Below are 22338 nucleotides of genomic sequence, written 5' to 3'. Positions count from 1 at the left end.
GTCGGCGCACGGGAATCCAATGAGTGAACAACGTCAGCGAGAGCCGAGGGGTATCGATCCGGAGTACGACCACCGCCGGGAGGACGGGGTCGACGAGGCGTCCCTCGAGTCGCTGCTCTCCGAGTACACGCTTCGCCGGGACGTACACGAGAACGCGCCCGCGTTCGTCATCCGTCCGGACGACGTCCAAGCGGTTCTGGGGCTGCTACGCGACGAGGCCGGGTTCGATCACCTCTCGTGTCTCACGCCCCAGGAGTACGAGGACCGCTACGAGTCGATTCTCCACCTGACGAAGTACGAGAACCGAACGCACGAGGTGACGCTGGTCGTCCAACTGCCCAAGAGCGACCCCGTCTGTCAGAGCGCCGAACCGGTGTTTCGCACCGCCGACTGGCACGAGCGCGAAGCCTACGACCTCGTCGGGATCGAGTACGAGGGCCACCCCGATCCGCGACGCATTCTCCTGCCCGAGTCGTGGCAGGGCCACCCGCTCGCGCTGGACTACGACCAGGAAAAGCCCCAGATCGTCAAATACACCGCACACGCCAACCCGATCCAGTCGGACCACGACGATCCCGAGAGCGACACGATGTTCCTCAACATCGGACCGCACCACCCGGCGACCCACGGCGTGCTCCACCTCGAGACGGTACTGGACGGCGAGACGGTCATCGACGTCGACCCCGACGTCGGCTACCTGCACCGCTGCGAGGAGCAGATGTGCCAGAACGGCACGTATCGCCACCAGATCATCCCCTACGCGGACCGCTGGGACTACACGGCGAATCTCCCCAACGAGTGGGCGGTCGCCCGCGCCATCGAGGACATCGCCGACATCGAGGTCCCCGAGTACGCCCAGGTCCTGCGGACGATGTCCGTCGAGTTCGGCCGGATGCTCGGGCACTTCCTCGCGGTCTCGACGTTCGCCCTGGACGTCTACGGCGACTTCACCGCCATCTTCCAGTACGGGATGCGCGATCGGGAGGTCGTCCAGGACATCCTCGAGGATCTCACCGGCCAGCGAATGATGTTCTACTACTTCCGGCTGGGCGGGGTCGCCTGGGACCTCCCCGAACCCCGGGAGGAGTGGATCGAGAAGTGCCGGGACTTCCTCGACGAACTCCCCGCCAAGGTCGACGAGTACCACGACCTGCTGACGGGCAACGAGATCTTTCAGCGACGGACGATGGGGACGGGCGTTCTCGAGCCCGAGGTCGCCAAGGACTACGGCTGTACGGGCCCGGTCGCCCGGGGTTCGGGCATCGATTACGACGTCCGCCGAGACGACCCCTACGGTTACTACGAGCACCTGGACTGGGACGTCGTCACCGAAGACAGCTGCGACAACCACGCGCGCGTCCTCGTCCGCCTGAAGGAAGTCGAAGAATCGGCCAAGATCATCGAGCAGTGTCTCGACCTCCTCGAGAACTGGCCCGAGGACGAGCGGACCGTCCAGAGCAACGTTCCCCGAACGCTGAAGCCGGACGCGGGCACCGAGACCTACCGGAGCGTCGAGATCGCGAAGGGGGAACTCGGGGTCTACATCCGTTCGGACGGCTCGAACTCGCCGGCCCGGTTCAAGATCCGCAGCCCGTGTTTCCACAACCTCTCGGCGCTACCGGAGATGGCCGAAGGCGAGTACGTCGCCGACCTGGTCGCCTCGCTGGGCAGTCTGGATATCGTCCTCGGGAGCGTCGATCGCTGAGCCCCCCAGTTCTCGACCGCGTCACTCGTTTCTCGGCCGTCCGTCGCCGCCCGCTTCGACGTACTCGAGGCGATGGTTCCGCGCGGAGCGGCTGCGATCGACGGTCTCTCCCGACGCCTTCGCAGCCGATCCGTCGAGTTTCCCCGCGACCGACGACGGAATCGAGAACAGTTAACTGCGATCGCCACCCGAGCACGGGACACATGTCGATCGATGTCCGGCAGCCGACTGCCGGCGCCGTGACGGATTGCCGGAGGAGGGCTCGAGCGGGACTGGCGGAGCGTCCTCGCCGACGCGGCGATCGCCGCGCCGGTGAGCGCGTTCGAACTGCAGGTCCCGCGACGACGCGATGAACGGCCGTCGACTGCTGCCGGGGCTGCTGGCCCTCTGTCTCGGCGCGATACTCGCCCGAGCGCTCGCCGTCTCGCTCGGATTCAACCGGCTTTTGCTCGCGATCGCGCTCGGGTTCGTCGCGACGAACGCCGTGGGTGTCCCCGACCGCCTCGAGCCCGGGATCGCGACGCACAACCTGTGGCTGGGCGGGGGGATCGTGCTCATGGGCGCGTCGATCTCGCTCGAGACCGTCCTCGAGGTCGGCGGGCTCGTCCTGCTGATCGTAGTCGTCGTGACCGCGACGACGCTGCTCGCCGTCGAATTCCTCGCGCGAAACGTGTTCGGGCTGGCCGATCGGATGGGGTCGCTGCTCGCGGCCGGCGCCAGTATCTGCGGCGTCTCGGCGGTCGTCGCGGTCGCGGGTGCCGTCAGCGCCCGCGAGGAACAGATCGCCTACGCGGCCGCGACGGTCCTGCTGTTCGACGCGATCACCATCGTCGTCTACCCGATCGTCGGCGACCTCCTGAACCTCTCCGGGATGGTGTTCGGCACGTGGGCCGGCGTCAGTATGTTCTCGACGGGTCCCGTCGTCGCCGTCGGCTTCGCTCACTCCGACGTCGCCGGCCAGTGGGCGACGATGACGAAGTTAGCGCGAAACGCCCTGATCGGCGTCGTCGTCCTCGCATACGCGAGTTACTACGCCCACGCGGGTAGCGGTGGTCGACCCTCCGTCCGGACGCTCTGGGACGAGTTTCCGACGTTCGTGCTGGGCTTTCTCGCACTCGCCGTCGTCGCCAGCGCGGGCGTCCTCTCTTCGGCCCAGGTGGCCTCGATCGAGAACGCCTACGACTGGCTGTTCGTGTTCGCGTTCGTCGGCCTCGGAACCGAGATCCGGCTCGCCGATCTCCGGGCCACCGGGCCGATGCCCGCCGTCGTCGTTCTGCTGGCGTTGCTCGTCAGCAGCGGGCTCTCGCTCGCGGCGTTGCTGGTGCTGTTTTGACCGAGGGGTCGAGGATAGCTACATTCTCACACCACCCGTGTGCGCAGGCGCCGGCGGCTCGGCGACCACCCGAACCGGCCGTCTCCCCGGCCGCGAGCGAAGCGCGGTCGAATCGGGGTTCACGCACGGAATCTATTTGCCGTCGGCGTGCCACTGCGAACGTATGTCAGACGGTGCATTCGAGGGATACGGCGGCCGACACGTCCCCGACCCGCTGGAGGAACCGCTCGAGCGACTCGCCGCGGCGTACGACGACGTAGCGACCACCGACGAGTTCCAGTCCGAGCTACGCGGACTCCTCGAGGAATTCGCCGGGCGACCGACGCCGCTGTACTACGCGCGCAACCTGAGCGAGCGCTACGGCGCCGAGATCTACCTCAAACGCGAGGACCTGCTCCACGGCGGCGCCCACAAGATCAACAACGCGCTCGGCCAGGCCCTCCTGGCCAAACGGGCCGGCCGCGACCGACTGATCGCCGAGACCGGCGCCGGCCAGCACGGCACCGCGACCGCGATGGTCGGCGCCCTGCTGGACCTCGAGACGGAGATCTACATGGGGAAGAAGGACGTCGAGCGCCAGGAGATGAACGTCTTCCGGATGCGCCTGATGGGCGCCGAGGTCAACGAGGTCACGCGCGGGAACGAGGGCCTCGCCGACGCCGTCGACGCCGCGCTCGAGGACTTCGCGCAGAACGTCGAGAACACCCACTACCTCGTGGGCAGCGTCGTCGGCCCCGACCCGTTCCCACGGATGGTCCGGGACTTCCAGAGCGTCATCGGTCGCGAGGCCCGCGAGCAGTTTCGGGATCGGACGGGCGACCTGCCGGACGCCGCGGTCGCCTGCGTCGGCGGCGGCTCGAACGCCATCGGTCTCTTCCACGCCTTCCGCGAGGACGACGTCGACTTCTACGGCGCCGAAGGGGGCGGCGAGGGGAGCGACTCGAACCGTCACGCCGCGCCGCTCGCGAACGGGACGGACGACGTCCTCCACGGCATGAAAACGCGCGTGCTCGACGACGACGTCGAGGTCCACTCGGTCTCGGCGGGACTGGACTATCCCGGCGTCGGCCCCGAACACGCCATGTTCCGCGCCGTGGGACGCTGCGAGTACACCGGCATCACCGACGAGGAAGCGCTCGCAGCGTTCCGCGAACTGAGCGAGACCGAGGGAATCATCCCGGCCCTCGAGTCCAGCCACGCCGTCGCGCGGGCGATCCAGCTGGCCGAGGAGGGCGACCACGAGACGATCCTCGTCAACCTCTCGGGACGGGGCGACAAGGACATGGAGACCGCGGCGTCGAAGTTCGACCTCTGAGCGCGACGGTACCGACGGCGCTCACAGCAGGCCGAACTCCTCCTGCAACGTCCGGTACTGCTCGAGGTAGCGCTCGGCGACCGCCGAGCGGTCGTAGTCGGCGAACCGGTCGTCGAACGTCCGGTGTTCGAGGTCGCCGGCCGCGAGGATGGCGTCGGCGAGTTCGTCCTCGCTGGTCGTCCGGAACCCCCGCTCCCAGCCCTCGACGAGCTCGTGGGCGCTCGAGTCGGCGTGGTACTCGACGATGCCGACGCAGCCGGCGGCCAGCGCCCACAGCATCTCCGTGGGGAAGACGCAGCGTTCGGCCGTCTGCGCGAAGACGTGGGCCCCTCTGTAGGCCGCGATACGCTCCTCGAGCGAGCAGTCGCCGACGAAGGAGAGCCGGTCTTCGATCCGGAGGTCGCTCGCCAGTCGCTCGTAGGCCTCGCGTTCGGGCCCGTCGCCGATCACGGTCGCCGTCCAGTCGCGGCCGCGGAGCTCCGCCAGGCCGAGCAGGAGGCTCTCGAGGTTCGCGCCCTCGTCGAGCCGCCGGGCGTAGACCACGTCGACGCGCTCGTCGGCCGTCACCTCCCGTACTCGCTCGAGATCGATCGGATTGGGAACCGTCTCGACGACGTCGCCGTCGCCGCCGCGCTCGCGGACCCACGTGGCGACGAGTTCCGAGGGCGTGACGATCAGATCGCCCCGCTTCGTCGCCCGTCTGGTCCACCGGTCGTCGGCGACGCCGCCGTCGCCGTACCACTCAGCGACCAGCGGAGCCCGCGCGAGGCGCGCCCCCCAGCCGGCCGCCAGCAGCGCGGTCGGCGGCCGCGCGCTCGCGTGGACGATGTCCGGGCCGGCCGCCGCGAGGTCGAACGGAAGTCGCAGGCAAAACGATCGCCGGGCGTCGGGGTCGTCCGTGACGGCGCGATAGGTGACGTCGTCGCGCTCGAGGGTCGTCGAGTCGTCGTCCCAGAACCGCGCACAGAACAGTTCCACGTCGTGGCCGGCGTCGCGGAGGAGTTCGAGGACCGACTGGAGTCGCCGGTTCGTCTCGGTATCGCGGTGGTGAACCGTTTCGCTCGAGACGAACGCGACGCGCATACTCGGTCGCCACGTACCCCCAGAGTATAAAGTCACTTTTTTCGTCCCGTTCGGCGGCCGTCGACAGTCCTCGCGAGCGGCGTATTCGATCGTTCGACAGAACCGCCTCTCAGCGCGTTCCGGTTCGACTGGCTCATCGCGTTCGAGGCAGTGACATCGCCGCCGTCGTCCGCGACCGCGGTGTTGTCACCTCGCTGACCGACGTTCGACTGCGCGACGGTCGTTCCTGCTCGATCCGATCACTCGTCGTAACCGATCGGGAGCATATCGCTGAAGAAGCCGGTAATTCGGTCGACGATCGAACCGCCGTTATCGGCGCCGTCGCGTTCCGACGGCTCCGTCGCGCCCTCTGTACCGCCGTCGGATTCGTTCGCCTCGGATTCGCCGTCCGTCTCGTTCGCCTCGGGTTCGCCGTCCGTCTCGTTCCCAGCCGAATCGTCTTCGTCGTCTGCAGCCTCCCCATCCGTCTCGTTCTCGCTCGAGTCGTTCTCGGAGACCGCGTCGTCGTTCGACTCGTTCCCGTCATCTGCTCCGTCTTCGCCGGCATCCGCGCCGTCCGAATCGTTCTCGTCCTGGTCCGGCGAGTCGTTAGCTGTACCGTCCTCAGCGTCGTCGGTTCCATCGGCCACAGTCGTGTCGTTCTCGGCGGCGGCTCCGTCGTCCTCGGGGCCGTCGATGTCGACCGACTCCTCGCCGCCGTCGGTCTCCGATTCGCCCGTCGAGAGCCCGGCGCCGATGGCAGCGACCGTCAGTCCGAACGCGACGAGTACGACGACCACCATTGCGAGGACCGCACCGGTGGAAACGCGCTCGTCGTCGGTTTCGCCCCCTGTATCTTGCATCGTATCGCAGACTTTCGGCTCGAGGAAGTTTGTTACGCGCTGCGATCAGACGACGAATCGTCGGGTCGGAAGCGAGTCCTCGCGGGTGTGCGCGTCGAATCCGCCGGAATCGATCGCGCCACCGACCGGCCGCGACGCTCGTCGCTGTAAGATCCCCCTAGTCCTATCGCGAATCCGTACTGTCTCGCGTCCGATCGAGTTCGGTGCGCGATCTCGACGCCGAAGAGGCGGACAGCGGGGAATCGTCGATCGGCGGCAACGCCGTCGCCTCAACCCAAACCACTACCCACTCGAGGCGTCATCCCCGTGTATGGGCAGCTACGAGATCGAACGGTACCTCAATATTCGAAGCGCCTACGGGACCTCCTTCGGTCCCGACGGCGAGCGGCTCTCGTTCCTGATGAACACGACCGGTACGCCGCAGGTCTGGACGCTCGAGGAACCCCGCGCGTGGCCCGAGCAGCGGACGTTCTACGACGAGCGAGTGACCTTCGCCTCGTGGTCGCCGGAGCGCCCGGAGCTGATCTTCGGAATGGACGAGGGCGGCAACGAGCGCGCGCAGCTGTTCCGACTCGACGCCGAAACGGGCGAGATCGAGAACCTGACCGCGATGCCCGACGCCAAACACCGCTGGGGCGGCTGGAGCCACGACGGCGACCGGTTCGCGTTCGCCTCGAACCGCCGCGACGAGTCCGTCTTCGACCTCTACGTGCAGGGCCGAGACGAGCGCGGAGACGACGCGACCCTCGTCTACGAGGGCGACGGCTGGCTCTCGCTGTCCGGCTGGAGCCCCGACGACTCCCGGCTGCTGGTCTCGCAGGCCTACTCCAACTTCGATCAGGACCTCTACGTCCTCGACCTCGAGGCCGACGACCCCGAACTCGAGCACCTCACGGCCCACGAGGGCGACGTCCGCTACCAGAGCGCCAGCTGGGCGCCCGACGGCGAGGGGATCTACCTCGTCACCGACGAGGGCGACGCGGACACCCTCTACCTCGCGTATCTCGACTTGGAGACGGGCGATCTCGAGACCGTCGCCGACGGAGACGGATGGAACGTCGGCGGTATCGCGCTGGACGACGAGACGGGCCGGTTCGTCTACTCCCGGAACGTGGAGGGCTACACCGACCTGACCGTCGGCGAATTCGACGAGAGCGACCCAACCGCGTTCGAGACCTTCCCGGAACCCGATCTCCCGGGTGGGATCTCCGGCGGCGTGAGCTTCGATCCCGACGCCGAACGCTTCGCGCTGTCGACGACCGGCGACGCGGTCAACACGAACGTCTTCGTCGTCGACGTCGAGACCGGCGCGGCCGAGCAGTGGACGAGCGCGCCCACGGCCGGTATCCCGCCGGAGTCGTTCGACGACTCGGAACTCGTCCACGTCGAGAGCTTCGATGAACTCGAGGTGCCCGGTTTCTTCACGCTGCCGGACGGCGCCGACGAGAACGGAGACGGCGTCCCCGTCATCGTCGACATCCACGGCGGCCCCGAGAGCCAGCGTCGTCCGTCCTTCTCTTCCGTCAAGCAGTACTTCCTCGATCGGGGCTACGCCTACTTCGAGCCGAACGTCCGCGGTTCGTCGGGCTACGGCGCCGACTACGCCGCGCTCGACGACGTCGAGAACCGGATGGATTCGGTCGCCGACATCGAGGCCTGCGTGGAGTGGCTTCGAGATCACCCCGCGGTCGATCCCGATCGAATCGCGGCCAAGGGCGGCTCCTACGGCGGCTTCATGGTACTGGCCGCGCTGACCGAGTACCCCGACCTCTGGGCCGCCGGCGTCGACGTCGTCGGCATCGCCAACTTCGTCACCTTTCTCGAGAACACGGGCGATTGGCGCCGCGAACTCCGTGAGGCCGAGTACGGTTCGCTCGCGGAGGACCGCGAGTTCCTCGAGGAGATCTCGCCGACGAACAACATCGAGAACATCGAGGCGCCGCTGTTCGTCCTTCACGGCGAGAACGACCCCCGCGTCCCCGTCGGTGAGGCCGAACAGATCGCCGAACGAGCCGAAGAACAGGGCGTCCCCGTCCGAAAGCTGATCTTCGAGGACGAGGGCCACGGCTTCTCGAAGCTCGAGAACCGCATCGAGGCCTACTCCGCGATCGCGGACTTCCTCGACGAACACGTCTGATCGGTCCGGCGAACCCGATTCGGCGGCTCACCGCCTCGATCGCGTCGGTGCCGTCCTCGTAGCGCCGGTCGACGTTCGCCGGCCGCGCCGGCCTCGCCCGGTTCGCCGCGTTTGTTACAACATGTCACTCGTTAATCGCCCTCCATACTCTTAGCAAGATTTACATTTCGACGGGTAGGGAGTTCATGTATGTCCGCTATCAAAACGGCCGCCCTGACCAAACGGTACGGCGGGGACGTCCTCGCGGTCGACGGCCTCGACCTGACCGTCGAAGAAGGCGAAGTCTTCGGCTTCCTCGGCCCCAACGGCGCCGGGAAGTCGACCACGATCAACATGCTGCTGGACTTCGTGCGACCCTCCGAGGGGACCGCGACGGTGCTCGGCCTCGACGCGCAGACCGACGCCGAGGAGATCCGCCACCGGATCGGCGTCCTCCCCGAAGGCGCGAGCGTCTACGACCGACTCACCGCACGCGAACACCTCCAGTGGGTCATCGATACCAAAGGCACCGACGACGACCCGGACGCCCTCCTCGAGCGAGTCGGTCTCACCAGCGAGGACGGCGACCGAGCCGCCGGCGGCTACTCGAAGGGGATGACCCAGCGACTGGGCTTCGGGATGGCGCTGGTCGGCGACCCCGACCTCCTGCTCCTGGACGAACCTTCCTCGGGACTCGACCCCACGGGAATGCAGGAGATGCGCGAGATCATCCAGCGGGAGGCCGAGCGGGGCACCACGGTCTTCTTCTCGAGTCACATCCTCGGGGAGGTCGAGGCCGTCTGCGACCGGATCGGCATCATGAACGAGGGGAACCTCGTCGCGACCGGCACGCTCGACGACCTGCAGGGCGATCTCGACCTCGGCGCCCCCATCTCGCTCGAGGTCGCGACGGTGCCGGACTCGCTCGCCCTCGAGAGACTCGAGGGCGTCCGCTCGGTCAGCGTCGAGGGGACGACGATCACGGCGACCTGCGCCGACCCGTCGGCTAAGGTCGACGTCGTCGAACGCGTCGCCGCGGCGACGGCCGTCGAGGACATCATCTCCGAGGACACCTCGCTCGAGCAGCTGTTCAACAGCTACACGAACGGCGAGCGGGCGGACGAGGAGAAGGCCCCGGCGCCGGAGGTGACGGCATGAGCACGCTCGACGTCGCGAAAAAGGACTTCCTCGACGTTCGTCGGGCGAAGATCGTCTGGTTCGTCTCCAGCCTCTACGTGCTCATCGCGGTGTTGATGTTCTACTTCGGTCAGAACAACGCCGACGACCCCGAGTTCTATTACGCGTTGACCATGTTGACCGGCAACGGGGCGATGATCCTCACCCTCGTCGCGCTCGTGACCGCCTATCTGGCCATCGCCGGCGAACGCGAGTCCGGGAGCATCAAGTACATGCTCTCGATTCCGAACAGTCGCCGCGATGTCGTCCTCGGGAAGTTTCTCACCCGCTCGACCGTCGTCATCGGATCGATCCTCGTCGGATTCGGTATCGGCGCCATTCTCGGGACCCTCTGGTATCCGTCGATCGACGTCGAGATGCTCCTCGGAGCGCTCGCGTTGACGATCCTGTTCACCCTGACGTACGTCTCGGTCGCGATCGGCATCTCCGCCGCGACGGCCTCGCGATCGAGGGCGATGGGCGGGACGATCGGTTTTTTCTTCGTGACGACCGTTCTCGCCCTGTTCAGAATGGTGAGCTTCGCGCTCAATTGGATCCTCAACGACCTCTTCGGCCTCGATCTCTCCCAGAACGCCCTCTCCTTTATCGAAGCGGCCATGAGTCCGATCATGGCGTTTTTCGGCGCGATGGATCTCGTCTTTCCGTCCCAAGTCAGCCAGACGGCGCCGGACAGTCCGTGGTATCTCGAGGGCGAGGTGATGATCGTCATCCTGCTCGCCTGGCTGGTCGTCCCGCTCGTGCTCGGTATCTGGCGGTTCGAGCGCGCCGATCTGGGCTGACCGTCGCCGGTCGACGGGTCTGTCCTTCGTTCTCGAGTCGGCGTGTCAGTCGATGACGCCCGTTTTCGTCGCCACCTCGAGGGCGGCCCGCTCGTTCATCCCGTCGCCGAGAATGGTGTAGCGATCGCGGATCTCGTGGCAGGTCGTCAACGCCTCGAGTACCGTCTCGTCGTCGATCCCGAGTTCGGCGGCCGTCGTCGGCGCGTCGATGCTGTTCAGTGCGTCCCGAATATCGTGCCAGATCCCGTCCTCCCCGCCGTGGAGGTAGGCGGTCATGATCGAACCGACGCCGACCTGATGGCCGTGGAGCGCGGCGTCGGGCGCTAACCGATCCAACTGGTGGGAAAAGAGGTGTTCGGCGCCGCTGGCGGGCCGCGAGGAGTCGGCGATGCTCATCGCCACGCCCGAGGACATCAGCGCCTTGCTGACGACCCAGGCCGACTCCTCGAGGCCCGGCCGAATGAGGTCGGCGTTGTCGACCAGGATCTCGGCGGTCATCTCCGAGAGCGCGGCGGCGTACTCGGAGTACTCGACGTCCTTGAGGCGTTTCGCGAGCCGCCAGTCCATCACCGCGGTGTAGTTGGAGATGATGTCGGCACAGCCGGCGGTCGTCAGCTCCCACGGGGCCTGCGAGAGCACTTCGGTGTCGGCGACGACCGCCAGCGGCGGCTTGGCCGCGACGCTGTGGCGGGTGTCGCCGTCAGGGACGGAGCCGCGATTACTGATGACCCCGTCGTGACTGGCCGCCGTCGGCACCGAGAGAAAGCCCATCTCGAGGTGGTGGCTGGCCATCTTGGCGATGTCGATGGCCTTGCCGCCGCCGATGCCGACCAGATAGGAGACGTCGGCGGCCTCGGCGGTCTCGATCACGTCCTCGACGGCCCCGAACGTCGCCTCCTCGACCGTGACGACGGCGGGGTCGACGCCGACGGCTTCGAACTCGGCGACGATCGGGTCCGCCGCGACCTCCTTCGGCGTCGGACTGGTCACGAACAGCGGCCGACCCTGCAGATGCAGATCGTCGACGACGTCGACGACCCGGTCGATGACGCCGTGCCCGACCACGACGTTTCGCGGCAGGCGAATCCACGTCGACTTCTCGAACATACGCACCCTCACTCACCCGCGGGCTATGTGCTTTTCCTGTCGTATCGATCGGAGACCGCCCGCCGCCATCCGATCGCGCGACCGTCTCGCTCAGACGGTATCCAAGATGCCCAGCACGCGCTCCTCGGCGTCTCTGTCGGGGCCGTGCTCGCTCCCGTCGCGGTCGCTCTCGAGGTGGGCGTCGACCGACCGCTCCATCGCCTCGGCGAGCGGCGTCGACTCCCAGCCCAGCGCGGCGAGTTTCGCCGTCGAGAGGACGTGCGGGTAGTCGCGGTAGAGCGCGTAGTCCTCGAGTTCGATGCCGCCGGCCGCGAGTTCGCGGGGGCCGGCGGTGACGACTTCGACGTCCGTACCGAGCGTGTCCGCGATCAGCTCGACTAACTCCGCGAGCGTCACGAGCCGTCGGTCGCCGGCGTTGTAGGCCTCGCCGGCCTCGCCGCGCTCGGCGACGACCCGGAGCGCGCTCGCGACGTCCTCGACGTACGCGCGGTGCCAGACGTTGGTCCCGTCGCCGGGGACGACGACGCGGTCGAAGCGGTTCACGCGGTCGATCCACCAGTCGAGGCGCTCCGTGTAGTCGTGCGGGCCGTAGACGACGGGCGGACGGACGCTCATCGCGTTCACCCCCTGCTCGGCGGCCGCGAAGACGGCCCGGTCGCCCTCGGCCTTCCGGTTGCCGTAGGTCTCGCTCGAGTCGTCGGTCGCCTGATCGGCCGTACAGGGCTCGAGGGGCGTCTCGTCCTCGCGCTTGGGGATCTCCTCGCGGCCGTAGGCCGAACCGCTGGAGACGTAGACGTAGGCCTCGCAGTCGTCGAAGATCCGGGTCGCCGCGCGGACGTCCCGGGGCTGGTAGGCCACGCAGTCGAAGACCGCGTCGGGTTCGACGGTCATCGCCGCGGCCTCGAGCGCCGCCTCGTTCGTCCGGTCGCCCTCGACGCGGGCGACGCGGTCGTCGTCCGCGAAGGGGTTCTCGTGGGTCCCGCGATTGCAGATCGTCACGTCGTAGTCGTGCTCGAGCAACTCCTCGACGAGGTGGCGCCCGATAAAGCGCGTGCCGCCGATAACGAGTGCGTCGTCCATGGTCGACCCTCGACGGTCGCGTGGAAAACGGTGGCGGACCGCCGAGGCGAGCGGCCGAACGAGTACGATCTTCGGCGACAGAAAATCAGGAGAACGAGAAAGTCGCGCTCGGCACGGACTGGTTCTTTTTCCCCGTTCGTCGTAGCCGGCGTTACCCATGACATCACAACAGCGGCCGGAGCGCTCCGCCGAGTATCCCCTCGAGTGCGATCACTGTCGCTATCCGATCCCCGGCGAACCCGAGGAGACCGACGACGGCCAGTTCTGTTCGACGGCCTGTCTCGAGGCCAGTGAGGGCGACGACGGGGACGAGATCCCCGATCCGAGCGCGTACAAGCGCATCGTCACGGGCGTCGAACCCATCGACTCGCTGGTACCCAACGGCGTCCCGGCCGACTCGTTCGTCTGTCTCTCCGGCGCGGCGGGGACCCGACGGAGCGAACTGCTGACCGAACTCGTCTGGCGCGCCATCGAGCGCGGCGAACCGGCCGTCCTCGTGACCGCGACCACGCCGCCGGCGGCGGTCCTCGAGCGGTTCTTCGAGAACGGCTGGAACGTCCTGCCGGCCCTCGAGGACGACCGACTCCGGCTCGTCGACTGTTTCACCCACCGGCTCGCGGACCGCGACGCGTTCCGCGACCACCGCAGCGAGTGGATCGAGTTCGTCGGCGAGGCCGCCGCCGAGTCGATCGTCGCCATCGAGGAGCCGACCGACGTCGAACCGATCCTGCGGGAGTGCAACGCGGCGCTCGACGACCTCGAGATGACCGAGACCGGGCTGATGACGATCGATTCGTTGAGCGAACTCGCTCGGGGCCTCGAGACGGACCACGTCCACGAGTTCGTTACGGAGACGCGGGCGACGGTCTGCAAGGCGCGGTACGTCCCGATCTTCGGCGGCTGGACGGCCGGCGACGAGGGCGCGTCGATGGACGAATCGGTCTTCGACGGCGTCGTCGATCTGCGGCTGGCCGATCACCTCGAGTCCGACACGCGACTCCGGCAGTTGGGGATCCGGAAGCTGACCGGCGCCCGCTTCCTGCCCCAGTGGATCACCTACGAGTACGAACCGGTTCGGGGACTGCTCTCGTCCGTCGTGGAATCTCCCGAACGGACGGCTCCCGGCGCACCGCCGTCGCGGGAGGCGCAGGGCGTCCGGGAGCGGCGCTGACGCGGTCCGGCGTGCACGCTAGCGCGCGCTCTCCTTTTATCCGCTCGGGCGGTCGATCACACGATGTCGAGGCTACCGCGGCGCCAGTCCTGTCGGCGACCGGCCGACAGCGCACGGCGCGAACGGCCAGGAACCGAGCCGAGTGATCACCGATCGACCGCAGTTTCACCACAGTCACAGCCATGAACGACCGACACGACCGCGACCGCACGCGAGACCGAAGCACCGACCGCTCGAGCGACGCCGAGCGAGACGATCGGTATCGCGAGTCCGAGGGACGCCAGCAACGCGACGACGATCGCGGCTGGGTACACGGACTATACAGTCGCGGCGGCAGCGAGGAGACGGGCGCGAACGGCCCGTCTCGAGGGAACGACGGAGAGTGGCACAGTTCGGAGGAGTACGTCCGCGGGACGTCCGGCGAACCCAGCATGGGTCGCAGTCACGGCGGTGACGACCGTCAGCAGGGTCGCCGCGAGGAGTACGGTCGCAACGAGCGGATGAACCGCGAGCAGCGGGGCCGTTCCGAGATGGGCGGTCAGCAGGGGCAACGCGGACAGTCACAGCAGCGCCAGCGCGGACAGCCCCAGCAGAGCCAGCGCGGACGAAACCAGCAGGGTGGACAGCAGAGCGGCTTCGAGACCGACGCGATTCAGGAGTCGAATCTCCAGTTCGGCGGCGAGGCCCGCCACGATCGCCAGCAGCGCAACCCACAGGGCGGCCAGCAGCCCCAGCCCCAGGAGATGAGCGGCCAGCAGCGTCGGACCGATCAGCAGGGTCAGCGCGGACGATCGCCACAGCGCAGTCAACAGGGTCGCCAACAGATGGGCGGTCAACGACGCGATCAGACGGGCGGCCAACAGCGCGGCCAGCGGACGCAGCAGACGGGAGGCCGCCAACCCGATCAGCAGCGTCCGCAGATGGAGGGTCAACAGCGCGGGCAACAGGGCCGCCAGCAGACGGGTACTCAACAGCGCGGGCAGCGAGGACGACAGGCGCCCCAGCGCGGATCTCGAGGACACGAACAGCGCGGTCAGCAGGGACAGGGACGCGAACGAGTCGGCCAGTACGAGCAACACGGCGGCTACGAACAGTCCCGCCGCGAGCGACAGCGCCATCCCGGAAGTCAGTTCGAACCGGACGTGAGCGACGACGCGAACCTCGAGTACGGCGCCGAAGCGCGCCGGCGAGGCGGCGATCAGTCGCAGTCCCCACGCGGGCAGCGAGAGCAGCGCGGCCAGCAGCAGCGTCGGCAACAGACGGGCGGTCAACAGGGTCGCCAACAGATGGGAGGCCAGCAGGATCGACAGCAGAGAGGGACCCAACGCGGACAGCAGACTGGCGGTCAGCAGCGCAATCAGCGGAGTCAACGGAACCGACAGCAGATGGGCGGTCAACAGCGCGGGCAGCGCGATCGCCAACAGATGGGCCGGCAACAGAGCCAGCGCGGCCAGGCCCAGCGAGGCCAGCGCGGCCAGACCCAACAGGGCCAGCAGAGCGGTTTCGAGACCGACGCGATCCGGGAGTCGAACCTCCAGTACGGCGGTGAGGCCCGTCACGACCGCCAGCAGTACCAGCCCCAGGGCGGTCAGCAGCCTCAGGGGATGGGAGACCAGCAGCGTCGTGAGCAGCAGGGCCAGCGCGGACAGCGCCAACAGCGCGGTCAACGGGACCAGCAGCGCGGTCAGCAGCGCCAGGGATCCCAGCAGCGCGGCCGCGATCGGGGAATCAACGAACGAATGCCCCGCGGCGAGACGGAGATCCAGGACCAACAGAACCAGCAAGATCGCCGAGAACGAGGCTATCGCGGCCAGCACCAGGAGCAGCGACGTCAGCGCGGCCGCGGTGGCGACGCCTCTCAGCAGGGCGGCAGCCAGCAGGGATTCCAGCGCGGCCACGAACGTCGCAACGAGGCCCGCGAGGGCGACTCCCAGTTCGGCCAGCAGAGTCAGGGCCGGCGCGGCCAGCAGTACGCGGACCAGCGCGGCCAGCCCCAGAGAGGACAGCGCTCACAGGGCGGCGAAGGCGGCGACCAGCGCCGATCCGAGACCCGGTCCGGCGGCGGCCTCGAGCACGAGCAGCACGGCCGGCGGTCCGAGGGCGGAAGCTGGACCGCCGAACCGGACTTCGACCGGGAGTACCAGAGCCCGCGAGATCAGGAGTCCCGGCGCGCGGACGACCGCGGCGAGCAGGGCCACAACCGCGACTGGAACCGCCAGCGCGACCAGCCCTCCTCGACTGACCGCGGCGATCAGTCGAGTCAGGGACTCCCCGGTGGCGGCGAGGAGCGCCACCACGCCCAGCAGGGCGACGAGGACACGAGCAACCGCCGGCACGTCCACGAGAACGATCCGGTCGATCGAGACGACGAACGCAGCGACGATCGCAGGTAGGGCGTTAACGCACCGGTTCCGTCTCCGTCGATCTCGAGTCGATCCGAACCGACCCCGTTTTTGTCGCCTCGGACCCGACGCCCGGCTATGAGCGAGAGCGGCACCTACGTGCTCGTCGTCGACGTCCCGCGAGCGACGACGCTCGCGGTCGGCGCGCTCGGCGAGCGCGAGTTCGCCGCCGGGACCTACGCCTACGTCGGCAGCGCCTTCGGCCCCGGCGGTTTCGCCCGAATCGATCGCCACCGCGAACTCGCCCGCGGCGAACGGGACACTCGCCACTGGCACATCGACTACCTGCTCGGCCACCCCGAGACGAGCCTCGAGGCCGCGCTCACGTTTCCCGACGCCGACCGGGAGTGCGAACTGGCGAGTTCGCTGCCGGGCGAGCAGGTCGACGGTTTCGGGGCCTCGGACTGTGACTGCGCGGGGCACCTGCTCGACGTGCCCGGCATCGACGCCGTTCGCGACGCCGCCGTGGCCGAAGGCGGTCGTCCTCGGACCGAGTAGATCGTCCGCCGTCGACCGCCGACGCCGACGGCGGACCGCCACCACGAGTTATACCGCTCCGTGTGGACCGGTCCCTATGGCCGAAGAGGACACCGACGGCGCGTCCGAGCCGGTACTGCACGACGACGCGATGGACCGGTTTCCGGTTCCCGACCTCGAGGACCTCCCGGACGACCTCAGAGAGCGCATCGATGACGAGACCGAGCGAGCGGGATTCACGCCGAACGTCTTCGCGGCGATGGCGTACAAACCGTCGCACTTCCGCGCGTTCTTCGCGTATCACGACGCGCTCGTCGAGGACGCGGCCCTCGAGCGCGAGGAGATCGAGATGATAATCGTGGCGGTCTCGGGGGTCAACCACTGCTACTACTGCAACGTCGCCCACGGCGCGCTCGTGCGGATCTACGCCGACGATCCGCTGCTGGCCGACCAACTGGTCGCCAACTACCGGACCGCGGACATCGGCGACGCCCACCGCGCGATGCTCGACGTCGCCGTGAAACTGACCGAACGCCCGACCGAGGTCGAGCGGGACGACCTCGAGGCGCTCCGCGAGGCCGGGTTCGGCGAGGAAGCGATCTGGGACATCGCGGCGGTGACCGCGTTCTACAACCTGAGCAATCGGCTGGCGATGTTCGCCGGGATGCGGCCCAACGACGAGTTCCACACGTTGGGACGGGAGTAACAGGACTGGAGAATCAGCGAAAGCCGTGGTAACAGCGACAGCAGCGGTACCAGCAGAACGAGCGGAGCCGGCGGAACCGAACGGACGACCGAGTAGCGACCAGCCGATCAGTCGTCGCTCGCCGCGAAGCTGGTGGATTCGGCCTCGGCGGACACCTCGGGCGTACCCGGCAGCTCCTCGCGGACGTCGTCGCTGCCCTGCTCGGTGATCGCCTCGTGGTAGGCTTCGGGCATGACCTTCACGAAGGCGTCCAGCGCGCGCTCCCAGTTCTCGAGCAGGAGTTCACCCCGCTCGGAGCCGGTGTAGGCGACGTGGTTCTCGACGAGTCGGCGCAGCATCTGCTCGTCTTTCTCCTCGAGGGAGTCGTGTAGCGAGACCATTCCGGTGTTGGCCTTCGCTTCGAACTCGTCGTCGGGATCGTAGACGTAGGCGACGCCCCCGCTCATCCCCGCGGCGAAGTTCTTGCCGGTCTCGCCGAGCACGGCGACGACGCCGCCGGTCATGTACTCGCAGCCGTGGTCGCCGACGCCCTCGACGACGGCCTTGGCGCCGGAGTTGCGGACCGCGAAGCGCTCGCCGGCGACGCCGTTGACGTACAGCTGGCCGTCGGTCGCGCCGTAGAGCGCCACGTTACCGATCGAGATGTTTTCCGTCGGATCGTAGCCGGCCGTTTCGGGCGTGCGGATCGTGATCTTGCCGCCCGAGAGACCCTTGCCGACGTAGTCGTTAGCGCTGCCGTCTAAGTGCATCGAGACGCCGCTGGCGAGGAACGCCCCGAAGCTCTGTCCGGCGGTCCCCTCGAGGTCGACCGTGATGGTGTCCTCGGGGAGGCCGGGCTCGCCGTAGCGGCTGGTGATGCGGTTCGAGAGCATCGCGCCGACGGTGCGGTCGACGTTGGTGACCTCGGCGTCGATCGAGACCGGTTCCTGGTCCTCGATAGCGTCGGCCGCGGCCTCGATGAGGTCCCGATCGAGCTGCTCCTCGAGTTCGTGGTCCTGCTCGCGGATCTTGCGGCGGACGTCGCTGCCGGGGTCCGCGAGGACCTCGGAGAGGTCGACGTTGCGGGCCTTCGGGTGATCGACGTCGTCGCGTTGCTCGAGGACGTCGACCTGACCGATCATCTCGTCGAGCGTCTCGAAGCCGAGCTCGGCCATGAGTTCGCGCAGTTCCTGCGCGATGAACGTCATGTAGTTGATGACGTGTTCGGGCTCGCCGGGGAACCGCTTGCGCAGGTCCTCGCGCTGGGTGGCGACGCCGACCGGGCAGGTGTTCTTGTGACACTGTCGGGCCATCACGCAGCCGCCGGTGACCAGCGAGGCGGTCCCGAAGACGTACTCCTCGGCGCCCAGCAGGGCGGCGACGGCGACGTCGCGACCGGTCTTCATCCCGCCGTCGGCGGAGACGCGGATGCGGTCGCGCAGGTTCGTCGCACAGAGCATCTGGTTGGCCTCCGCGAGACCGAGTTCCCACGGGAGGCCGGCGTTCTTGATCGAGGTGCGCGGCGAGGCGCCGGTACCGCCGTCGTGGCCCGAGATGTGGACCACGTCGGCGTTGGCCTTCGCGACGCCGGCGGCGACGGTGCCGATGCCGGCCTCGGAGACGAGTTTGACGTTGATGTCGGCCTCCTCGTTGGCCGCCTTCAGGTCGAAGATCAGCTGTTTGAGGTCCTCGATGGAGTAAATGTCGTGCAGCGGTGGCGGCGAGATGAGGCCGACGCCCGGCGTGGACTTGCGGACGTGGGCGATCATCTCGTTGACCTTCGAACCGGGGAGGTGGCCGCCCTCGCCGGGCTTGGAGCCCTGGGCCATCTTGATCTGGAGCTCGTCGGCGGAAGAGAGGTACGTCGACGTGACGCCGAAGCGGCCCGAGGCCACCTGCTTGACGTTACACTCGCGTTCGGTGTCGAACCGTTCCGGCGGTTCGCCGCCTTCGCCGGAGTTGGACTTGCCGCCCAGCCGGTTCATCGCGATCGAGTTGTTCTCGTGGGCCTCCGGCGAGAGGCTCCCGAGGCTCATCGCGGCCGTCGAGAACCGCTCGACGATGTCCTTGATCGGCTCGACGTCCTCGACCGGGATCGACTCGCGGTCGGAGTCGAACTCGAGCAGCCCGCGCAGGGTCTGGAGGTTCTGCTGCTGGTCGTTGATCTTTTCGGCGAACTCCTGATAGCGCTCGTAGTCGTTCGAGCGGACGGACTGCTGGAGCGCGCCGACGGTGTCGGGGTTCCACTGGTGGTGGATACCGCCGGAGCGGTGCTCGAACTCGCCGTGGCGGTCGAGTTTCGGATCGTCCTCGGCGCCAAAGGCGGTCTCGTGGCGCTCGCGGAGGTCCTCCTCGATCTCGGCGAGGCCGATCCCCTCGGTGCGGTTCTCGGTGCCCTCGAAGTAGTCCGCGACGAGGTCCGAATCGAGTCCGACGGCCTCGAAGATCTGGGCGCCCTGATAGCTCTCGACCGTCGAGATGCCCATCTTGGCCATAATCTTCAGCAGGCCGTCCTCGACGGCGCCGACGTAGGCGTCGATGGCGACCTCGGTGTCCGCGCCGTCCTCGCCCGCGGTGATGTCCTCGATGGTCTGGTAGGCGAGGTAGGGGTTGACGGCGCCGGCGCCGTAGCCGACCAGCGTCGCGAAGTGGTGGACGGTGCGCGGATCGGCCGATTCGACGACGAGGCCGACGTGGTTGCGCAGTCCGTTGCGGACGAGGTGGTGGTGGACGCCGCCCGTCGCGAGCAGGCTGGGGATCGCGATCCGGTCGTCGTCGACGCTCCGGTCGGAGAGGACGATGATGTCGTTCCCGTCCTCGATGGCCTCGACGGCGTCCTCGCGGACGCGTTCGATCGCCGCGGCCAGATCGTCGCCCGGCTCCTCGCTCTCCGGTTCGTAGGTGATGTCGATCGTCGCGGCCGTGATCCCGTTGGCCGAACAGTCGCGGATCGACTCGAGTTCGCCGTCGGTCAGGATCGGCGAGTCGAGCACGAGCTGGCGGGCGTGTTCGGGCGACTCGTCGAGCAGGTTACGCTGGAAGCCGAGTCGCGACTCCATCGAGGTGACGAGCTCCTCGCGGATGTAGTCCAGCGGCGGGTTGGTGACCTGCGCGAACAGCTGCTTGAAGTAGGAGAACAGCGGTCGGTTGAACTCGGTCAGGACCGACAGCGGCGTGTCGTCGCCCATCGAACCGACGGGATCCTTCCCCTTCTGCATCATCGGCTCGATCAGGTTCTCGAGTTCGTCGTGGGTGTAGCCGAAGGCGGCCTGGTAGTCACGCAGGTCGTCGACGGGCTGCTTTGAACCGCTGTCGTCGGTCGTCCGGATGTCGTCGAGGTGGACCTGCTCCTGCTGGACCCACTCGCCGTAGCGCTCGTCGGTGAGGTCCTCGAAGACTTCCTCGTCCGGAATGACCCGTCCCTCCTCGGGGTCGGCGAGGAACAGCTGGCCCGGCTGGAGCCGACCGCGCTCTTCGATCTCCGCGGGCTCGGTCTCGAGGGCGCCGGCCTCGCTGGCCATGATCAGGCGGTTATCGGTCGTGACGTCGTATCGGCAGGGACGCAGCCCGTTGCGGTCGAGGACGGCGCCGACGCGTTCGCCGTCGGTCGCCGCGACCAGCGCGGGCCCGTCCCACGGCTCGACGAGCGAGGCGTGGAAGTCGTACCAGTCCTTGCGGTCCTCGTCCATCGCATCGTCGCCGCGCCAGGCCTCGGGCACGAGCATCCGGAGGGCGTGTTCGAGGTCGCGCCCGTCCTGCATCAGCAACTCGAGGGCGTTGTCGACGCTGGCAGTGTCGGACTGGTCGGGGTCGTCGATGATCGGCTTGACGGCCTCGAGGTCGGAGAGTACGTCGCTCTCGATGTCCGTCTCGCGGGCTCGCATCCAGTTGATGTTGCCCTGAATGGTGTTGAACTCGCCGTTGTGGATGATGTTCCGGTAGGGGTGAGCGAGGTGCCAGGCGCCGAGCGTGTTCGTCGAGAACCGCTCGTGGACCATCACGAACGTCGACTCCATTCGTTCGTCGGTGAGATCGGGATAGTAGGAGGGGACCTGAACGCCCTTCAGCAGCCCCTTGTAGACGATCGTCTTGGAATCGAGCGAGACGACGTAGAAGCGCTCCTTGTTCTCGATGTCCGCGTCCTCGACGGCGTTCTCGAGGGCTCGTCGACCGACGTAGAGGCGTCGATCGAACGTCTCCTGATCGATATCGCCCTCGGGGGCGACGACGACCTGCCAGACGTCCGGTTCGGAGTCGACGGCCGTCTTCCCCAGATCCTCGTTGTCGGTCGGAACGTCGCGCCACTCGAGGACGTCCAGATCGTACGTCGCGAGCGAGTCCTCGACGAGCGAGACGAGTTCCGTCCGCGCTTCGTCGTCCTGCGGGAGAAAGAGCGATCCGACGGCGTAGATGTCCGGAAGAGTAGTCTCGAGAACGTCCTCGAAGAAGGCGTCGGGTCGCTGCAGCATAATACCCGCGCCGTCGCCGGTGTTCTTCTCCGCGCCGGTGGTCCCGCGATGTTCGAGATTGACGAGTAGTTCGAGCCCGTCGGCAACGACATCGTGTCCCCCATCCCCATCGAGGTCCATGACGACGCCGACGCCGCAGTTCGACCGTTCGTCCGTAGGGTCTCCGAGCCCCTGCGAACGCTCGGCGGATGACGCTATCTGTGGCTGTGGCATACACCACCATAACGAGAACTCCTATAAGAGGCTGATCCATAATGACTAAGTGTATTATAAACACATATAATCGAATATAAGGTATATTGCCCTACTATACAAGTATCATAATTGTTCAGCAGAATCTGTCGGGAGCGAAGAACGTCGATCACTGTCGAAACGAAATACCGAGACTGGCTTCGAAAATCGGTTTCGAGAGCGGGAAAGAATAGCTGCCCGGGCAGGGCAGCAGTGTCAGAGGCACGTAGTGCTCACCCACCAGAGTGAACACCACATCCGTTCGTACTCTCGCAACCCGTAAGGAAGATTCGGTTAAAGAGTTAGGCCCGTGTGTTATCCTCTCACGGGGCTCGATCCGTCGGTG

16 protein-coding genes are annotated in these 22338 nt (G+C 67.4%); 10 read left to right on the top strand and 6 right to left on the bottom strand.

Annotated features, from left to right (window positions below):
• The first annotated feature begins 19 nt into the window (after nucleotides 1-19).
• From WD430_RS10495 to trpB, 3 genes are all read left to right on the top strand, one after another.
• Entirely contained in the window at nucleotides 20-1705 is a 1686-nt protein-coding gene (locus tag WD430_RS10495) for an NADH-quinone oxidoreductase subunit D (protein ID WP_339102402.1), read from the top strand.
• A 349-nt stretch (nucleotides 1706-2054) separates the two neighbouring features.
• A complete protein-coding gene (locus tag WD430_RS10490; protein WP_339102401.1) occupies nucleotides 2055-3038 on the top strand; it encodes a putative sulfate exporter family transporter in 984 nt (327 codons plus the stop codon).
• A gap of 163 nt (nucleotides 3039-3201) precedes the next feature.
• Nucleotides 3202-4353, top strand: a complete 1152-nt coding sequence (gene trpB / locus WD430_RS10485; RefSeq protein ID WP_339102400.1) for a tryptophan synthase subunit beta — start codon at nucleotides 3202-3204, stop codon at nucleotides 4351-4353.
• A gap of 21 nt (nucleotides 4354-4374) precedes the next feature.
• On the opposite strand, the gene WD430_RS10480 is transcribed toward trpB, so the two are convergent.
• Nucleotides 4375-5436: a glycosyltransferase gene (locus WD430_RS10480; protein ID WP_339102399.1), complete on the bottom strand. Its 1062-nt coding sequence runs from the start codon at nucleotides 5434-5436 to the stop codon at nucleotides 4375-4377.
• Between the two features lie 239 nt (nucleotides 5437-5675).
• Nucleotides 5676-6278 carry a hypothetical protein gene (locus WD430_RS10475; protein ID WP_339102398.1) on the bottom strand — a complete coding sequence of 201 codons (603 nt, stop codon included), beginning with the start codon at nucleotides 6276-6278 and terminating at the stop codon, nucleotides 5676-5678.
• A gap of 310 nt (nucleotides 6279-6588) precedes the next feature.
• Here WD430_RS10475 and WD430_RS10470 point away from each other — a divergent pair, with 310 nt between their 5' ends.
• The 3 genes from WD430_RS10470 to WD430_RS10460 all read left to right on the top strand — a co-directional run bounded on the left by WD430_RS10470 (nucleotide 6589) and on the right by WD430_RS10460 (nucleotide 10370).
• The gene (locus WD430_RS10470) at nucleotides 6589-8415 is read left to right on the top strand and encodes a S9 family peptidase (protein WP_339102397.1); all 1827 of its coding nucleotides are present in this window, start codon (nucleotides 6589-6591) and stop codon (nucleotides 8413-8415) included.
• 189 nt (nucleotides 8416-8604) lie between these two features.
• Nucleotides 8605-9552 (top strand): ABC transporter ATP-binding protein, encoded by a 948-nt coding sequence (locus WD430_RS10465; protein ID WP_339102396.1) that lies wholly within the window; start codon nucleotides 8605-8607, stop codon nucleotides 9550-9552.
• The gene (locus WD430_RS10460) at nucleotides 9549-10370 is read left to right on the top strand and encodes an ABC transporter permease subunit (RefSeq protein WP_339102395.1); all 822 of its coding nucleotides are present in this window, start codon (nucleotides 9549-9551) and stop codon (nucleotides 10368-10370) included. The genes WD430_RS10465 and WD430_RS10460 overlap by 4 nt, the downstream gene beginning before the upstream one ends.
• A 45-nt stretch (nucleotides 10371-10415) precedes the next feature.
• Here the strand turns inward: WD430_RS10460 and WD430_RS10455 are convergent, their stop codons facing one another.
• Entirely contained in the window at nucleotides 10416-11477 is a 1062-nt protein-coding gene (locus tag WD430_RS10455; protein ID WP_339102394.1) for an NAD(P)-dependent glycerol-1-phosphate dehydrogenase, read from the bottom strand.
• A 90-nt stretch (nucleotides 11478-11567) separates the two neighbouring features.
• Nucleotides 11568-12557 carry an NAD-dependent epimerase/dehydratase family protein gene (locus WD430_RS10450; RefSeq protein WP_339102393.1) on the bottom strand — a complete coding sequence of 330 codons (990 nt, stop codon included), beginning with the start codon at nucleotides 12555-12557 and terminating at the stop codon, nucleotides 11568-11570.
• Nucleotides 12558-12714: 157 nt separating this feature from the next.
• On the opposite strand from WD430_RS10450, the gene WD430_RS10445 reads away from it, so the two are divergent.
• A complete protein-coding gene (locus WD430_RS10445) occupies nucleotides 12715-13728 on the top strand; it encodes an RAD55 family ATPase (protein WP_339102392.1) in 1014 nt (337 codons plus the stop codon).
• A gap of 560 nt (nucleotides 13729-14288) precedes the next feature.
• Here WD430_RS10445 and WD430_RS10440 read toward each other — a convergent pair.
• Complete coding sequence (locus tag WD430_RS10440) at nucleotides 14289-15500, bottom strand: hypothetical protein (RefSeq protein ID WP_339102391.1); 1212 nt, start codon at nucleotides 15498-15500, stop codon at nucleotides 14289-14291.
• On the opposite strand from WD430_RS10440, the gene WD430_RS10435 reads away from it, so the two are divergent.
• From WD430_RS10435 to WD430_RS10425, 3 genes are all read left to right on the top strand, one after another.
• Nucleotides 15468-16121, top strand: a complete 654-nt coding sequence (locus tag WD430_RS10435; protein ID WP_339102390.1) for a hypothetical protein — start codon at nucleotides 15468-15470, stop codon at nucleotides 16119-16121. The genes WD430_RS10440 and WD430_RS10435 overlap by 33 nt on opposite strands.
• Before the next feature lie 87 nt (nucleotides 16122-16208).
• Entirely contained in the window at nucleotides 16209-16628 is a 420-nt protein-coding gene (locus WD430_RS10430; protein WP_339102389.1) for a GIY-YIG nuclease family protein, read from the top strand.
• A 76-nt stretch (nucleotides 16629-16704) separates the two neighbouring features.
• Nucleotides 16705-17313 (top strand): peroxidase-related enzyme, encoded by a 609-nt coding sequence (locus tag WD430_RS10425; RefSeq protein WP_339102388.1) that lies wholly within the window; start codon nucleotides 16705-16707, stop codon nucleotides 17311-17313.
• 107 nt (nucleotides 17314-17420) lie between these two features.
• Here the strand turns inward: WD430_RS10425 and gltB are convergent, their stop codons facing one another.
• Complete coding sequence (gltB, locus tag WD430_RS10420; protein ID WP_339102387.1) at nucleotides 17421-21974, bottom strand: glutamate synthase large subunit; 4554 nt, start codon at nucleotides 21972-21974, stop codon at nucleotides 17421-17423.
• Between the last annotated feature and the right edge of the window lie 364 nt (nucleotides 21975-22338).

The organism is Haloterrigena sp. KLK7 (genome assembly GCF_037914945.1).
In the GTDB taxonomy this organism is placed as follows: Archaea; Halobacteriota; Halobacteria; order Halobacteriales; family Natrialbaceae; genus Haloterrigena; species Haloterrigena salinisoli.
Note: the sequence above shows the minus strand (reverse complement) of the source record. Positions and strands in the feature narration are given on the sequence as shown.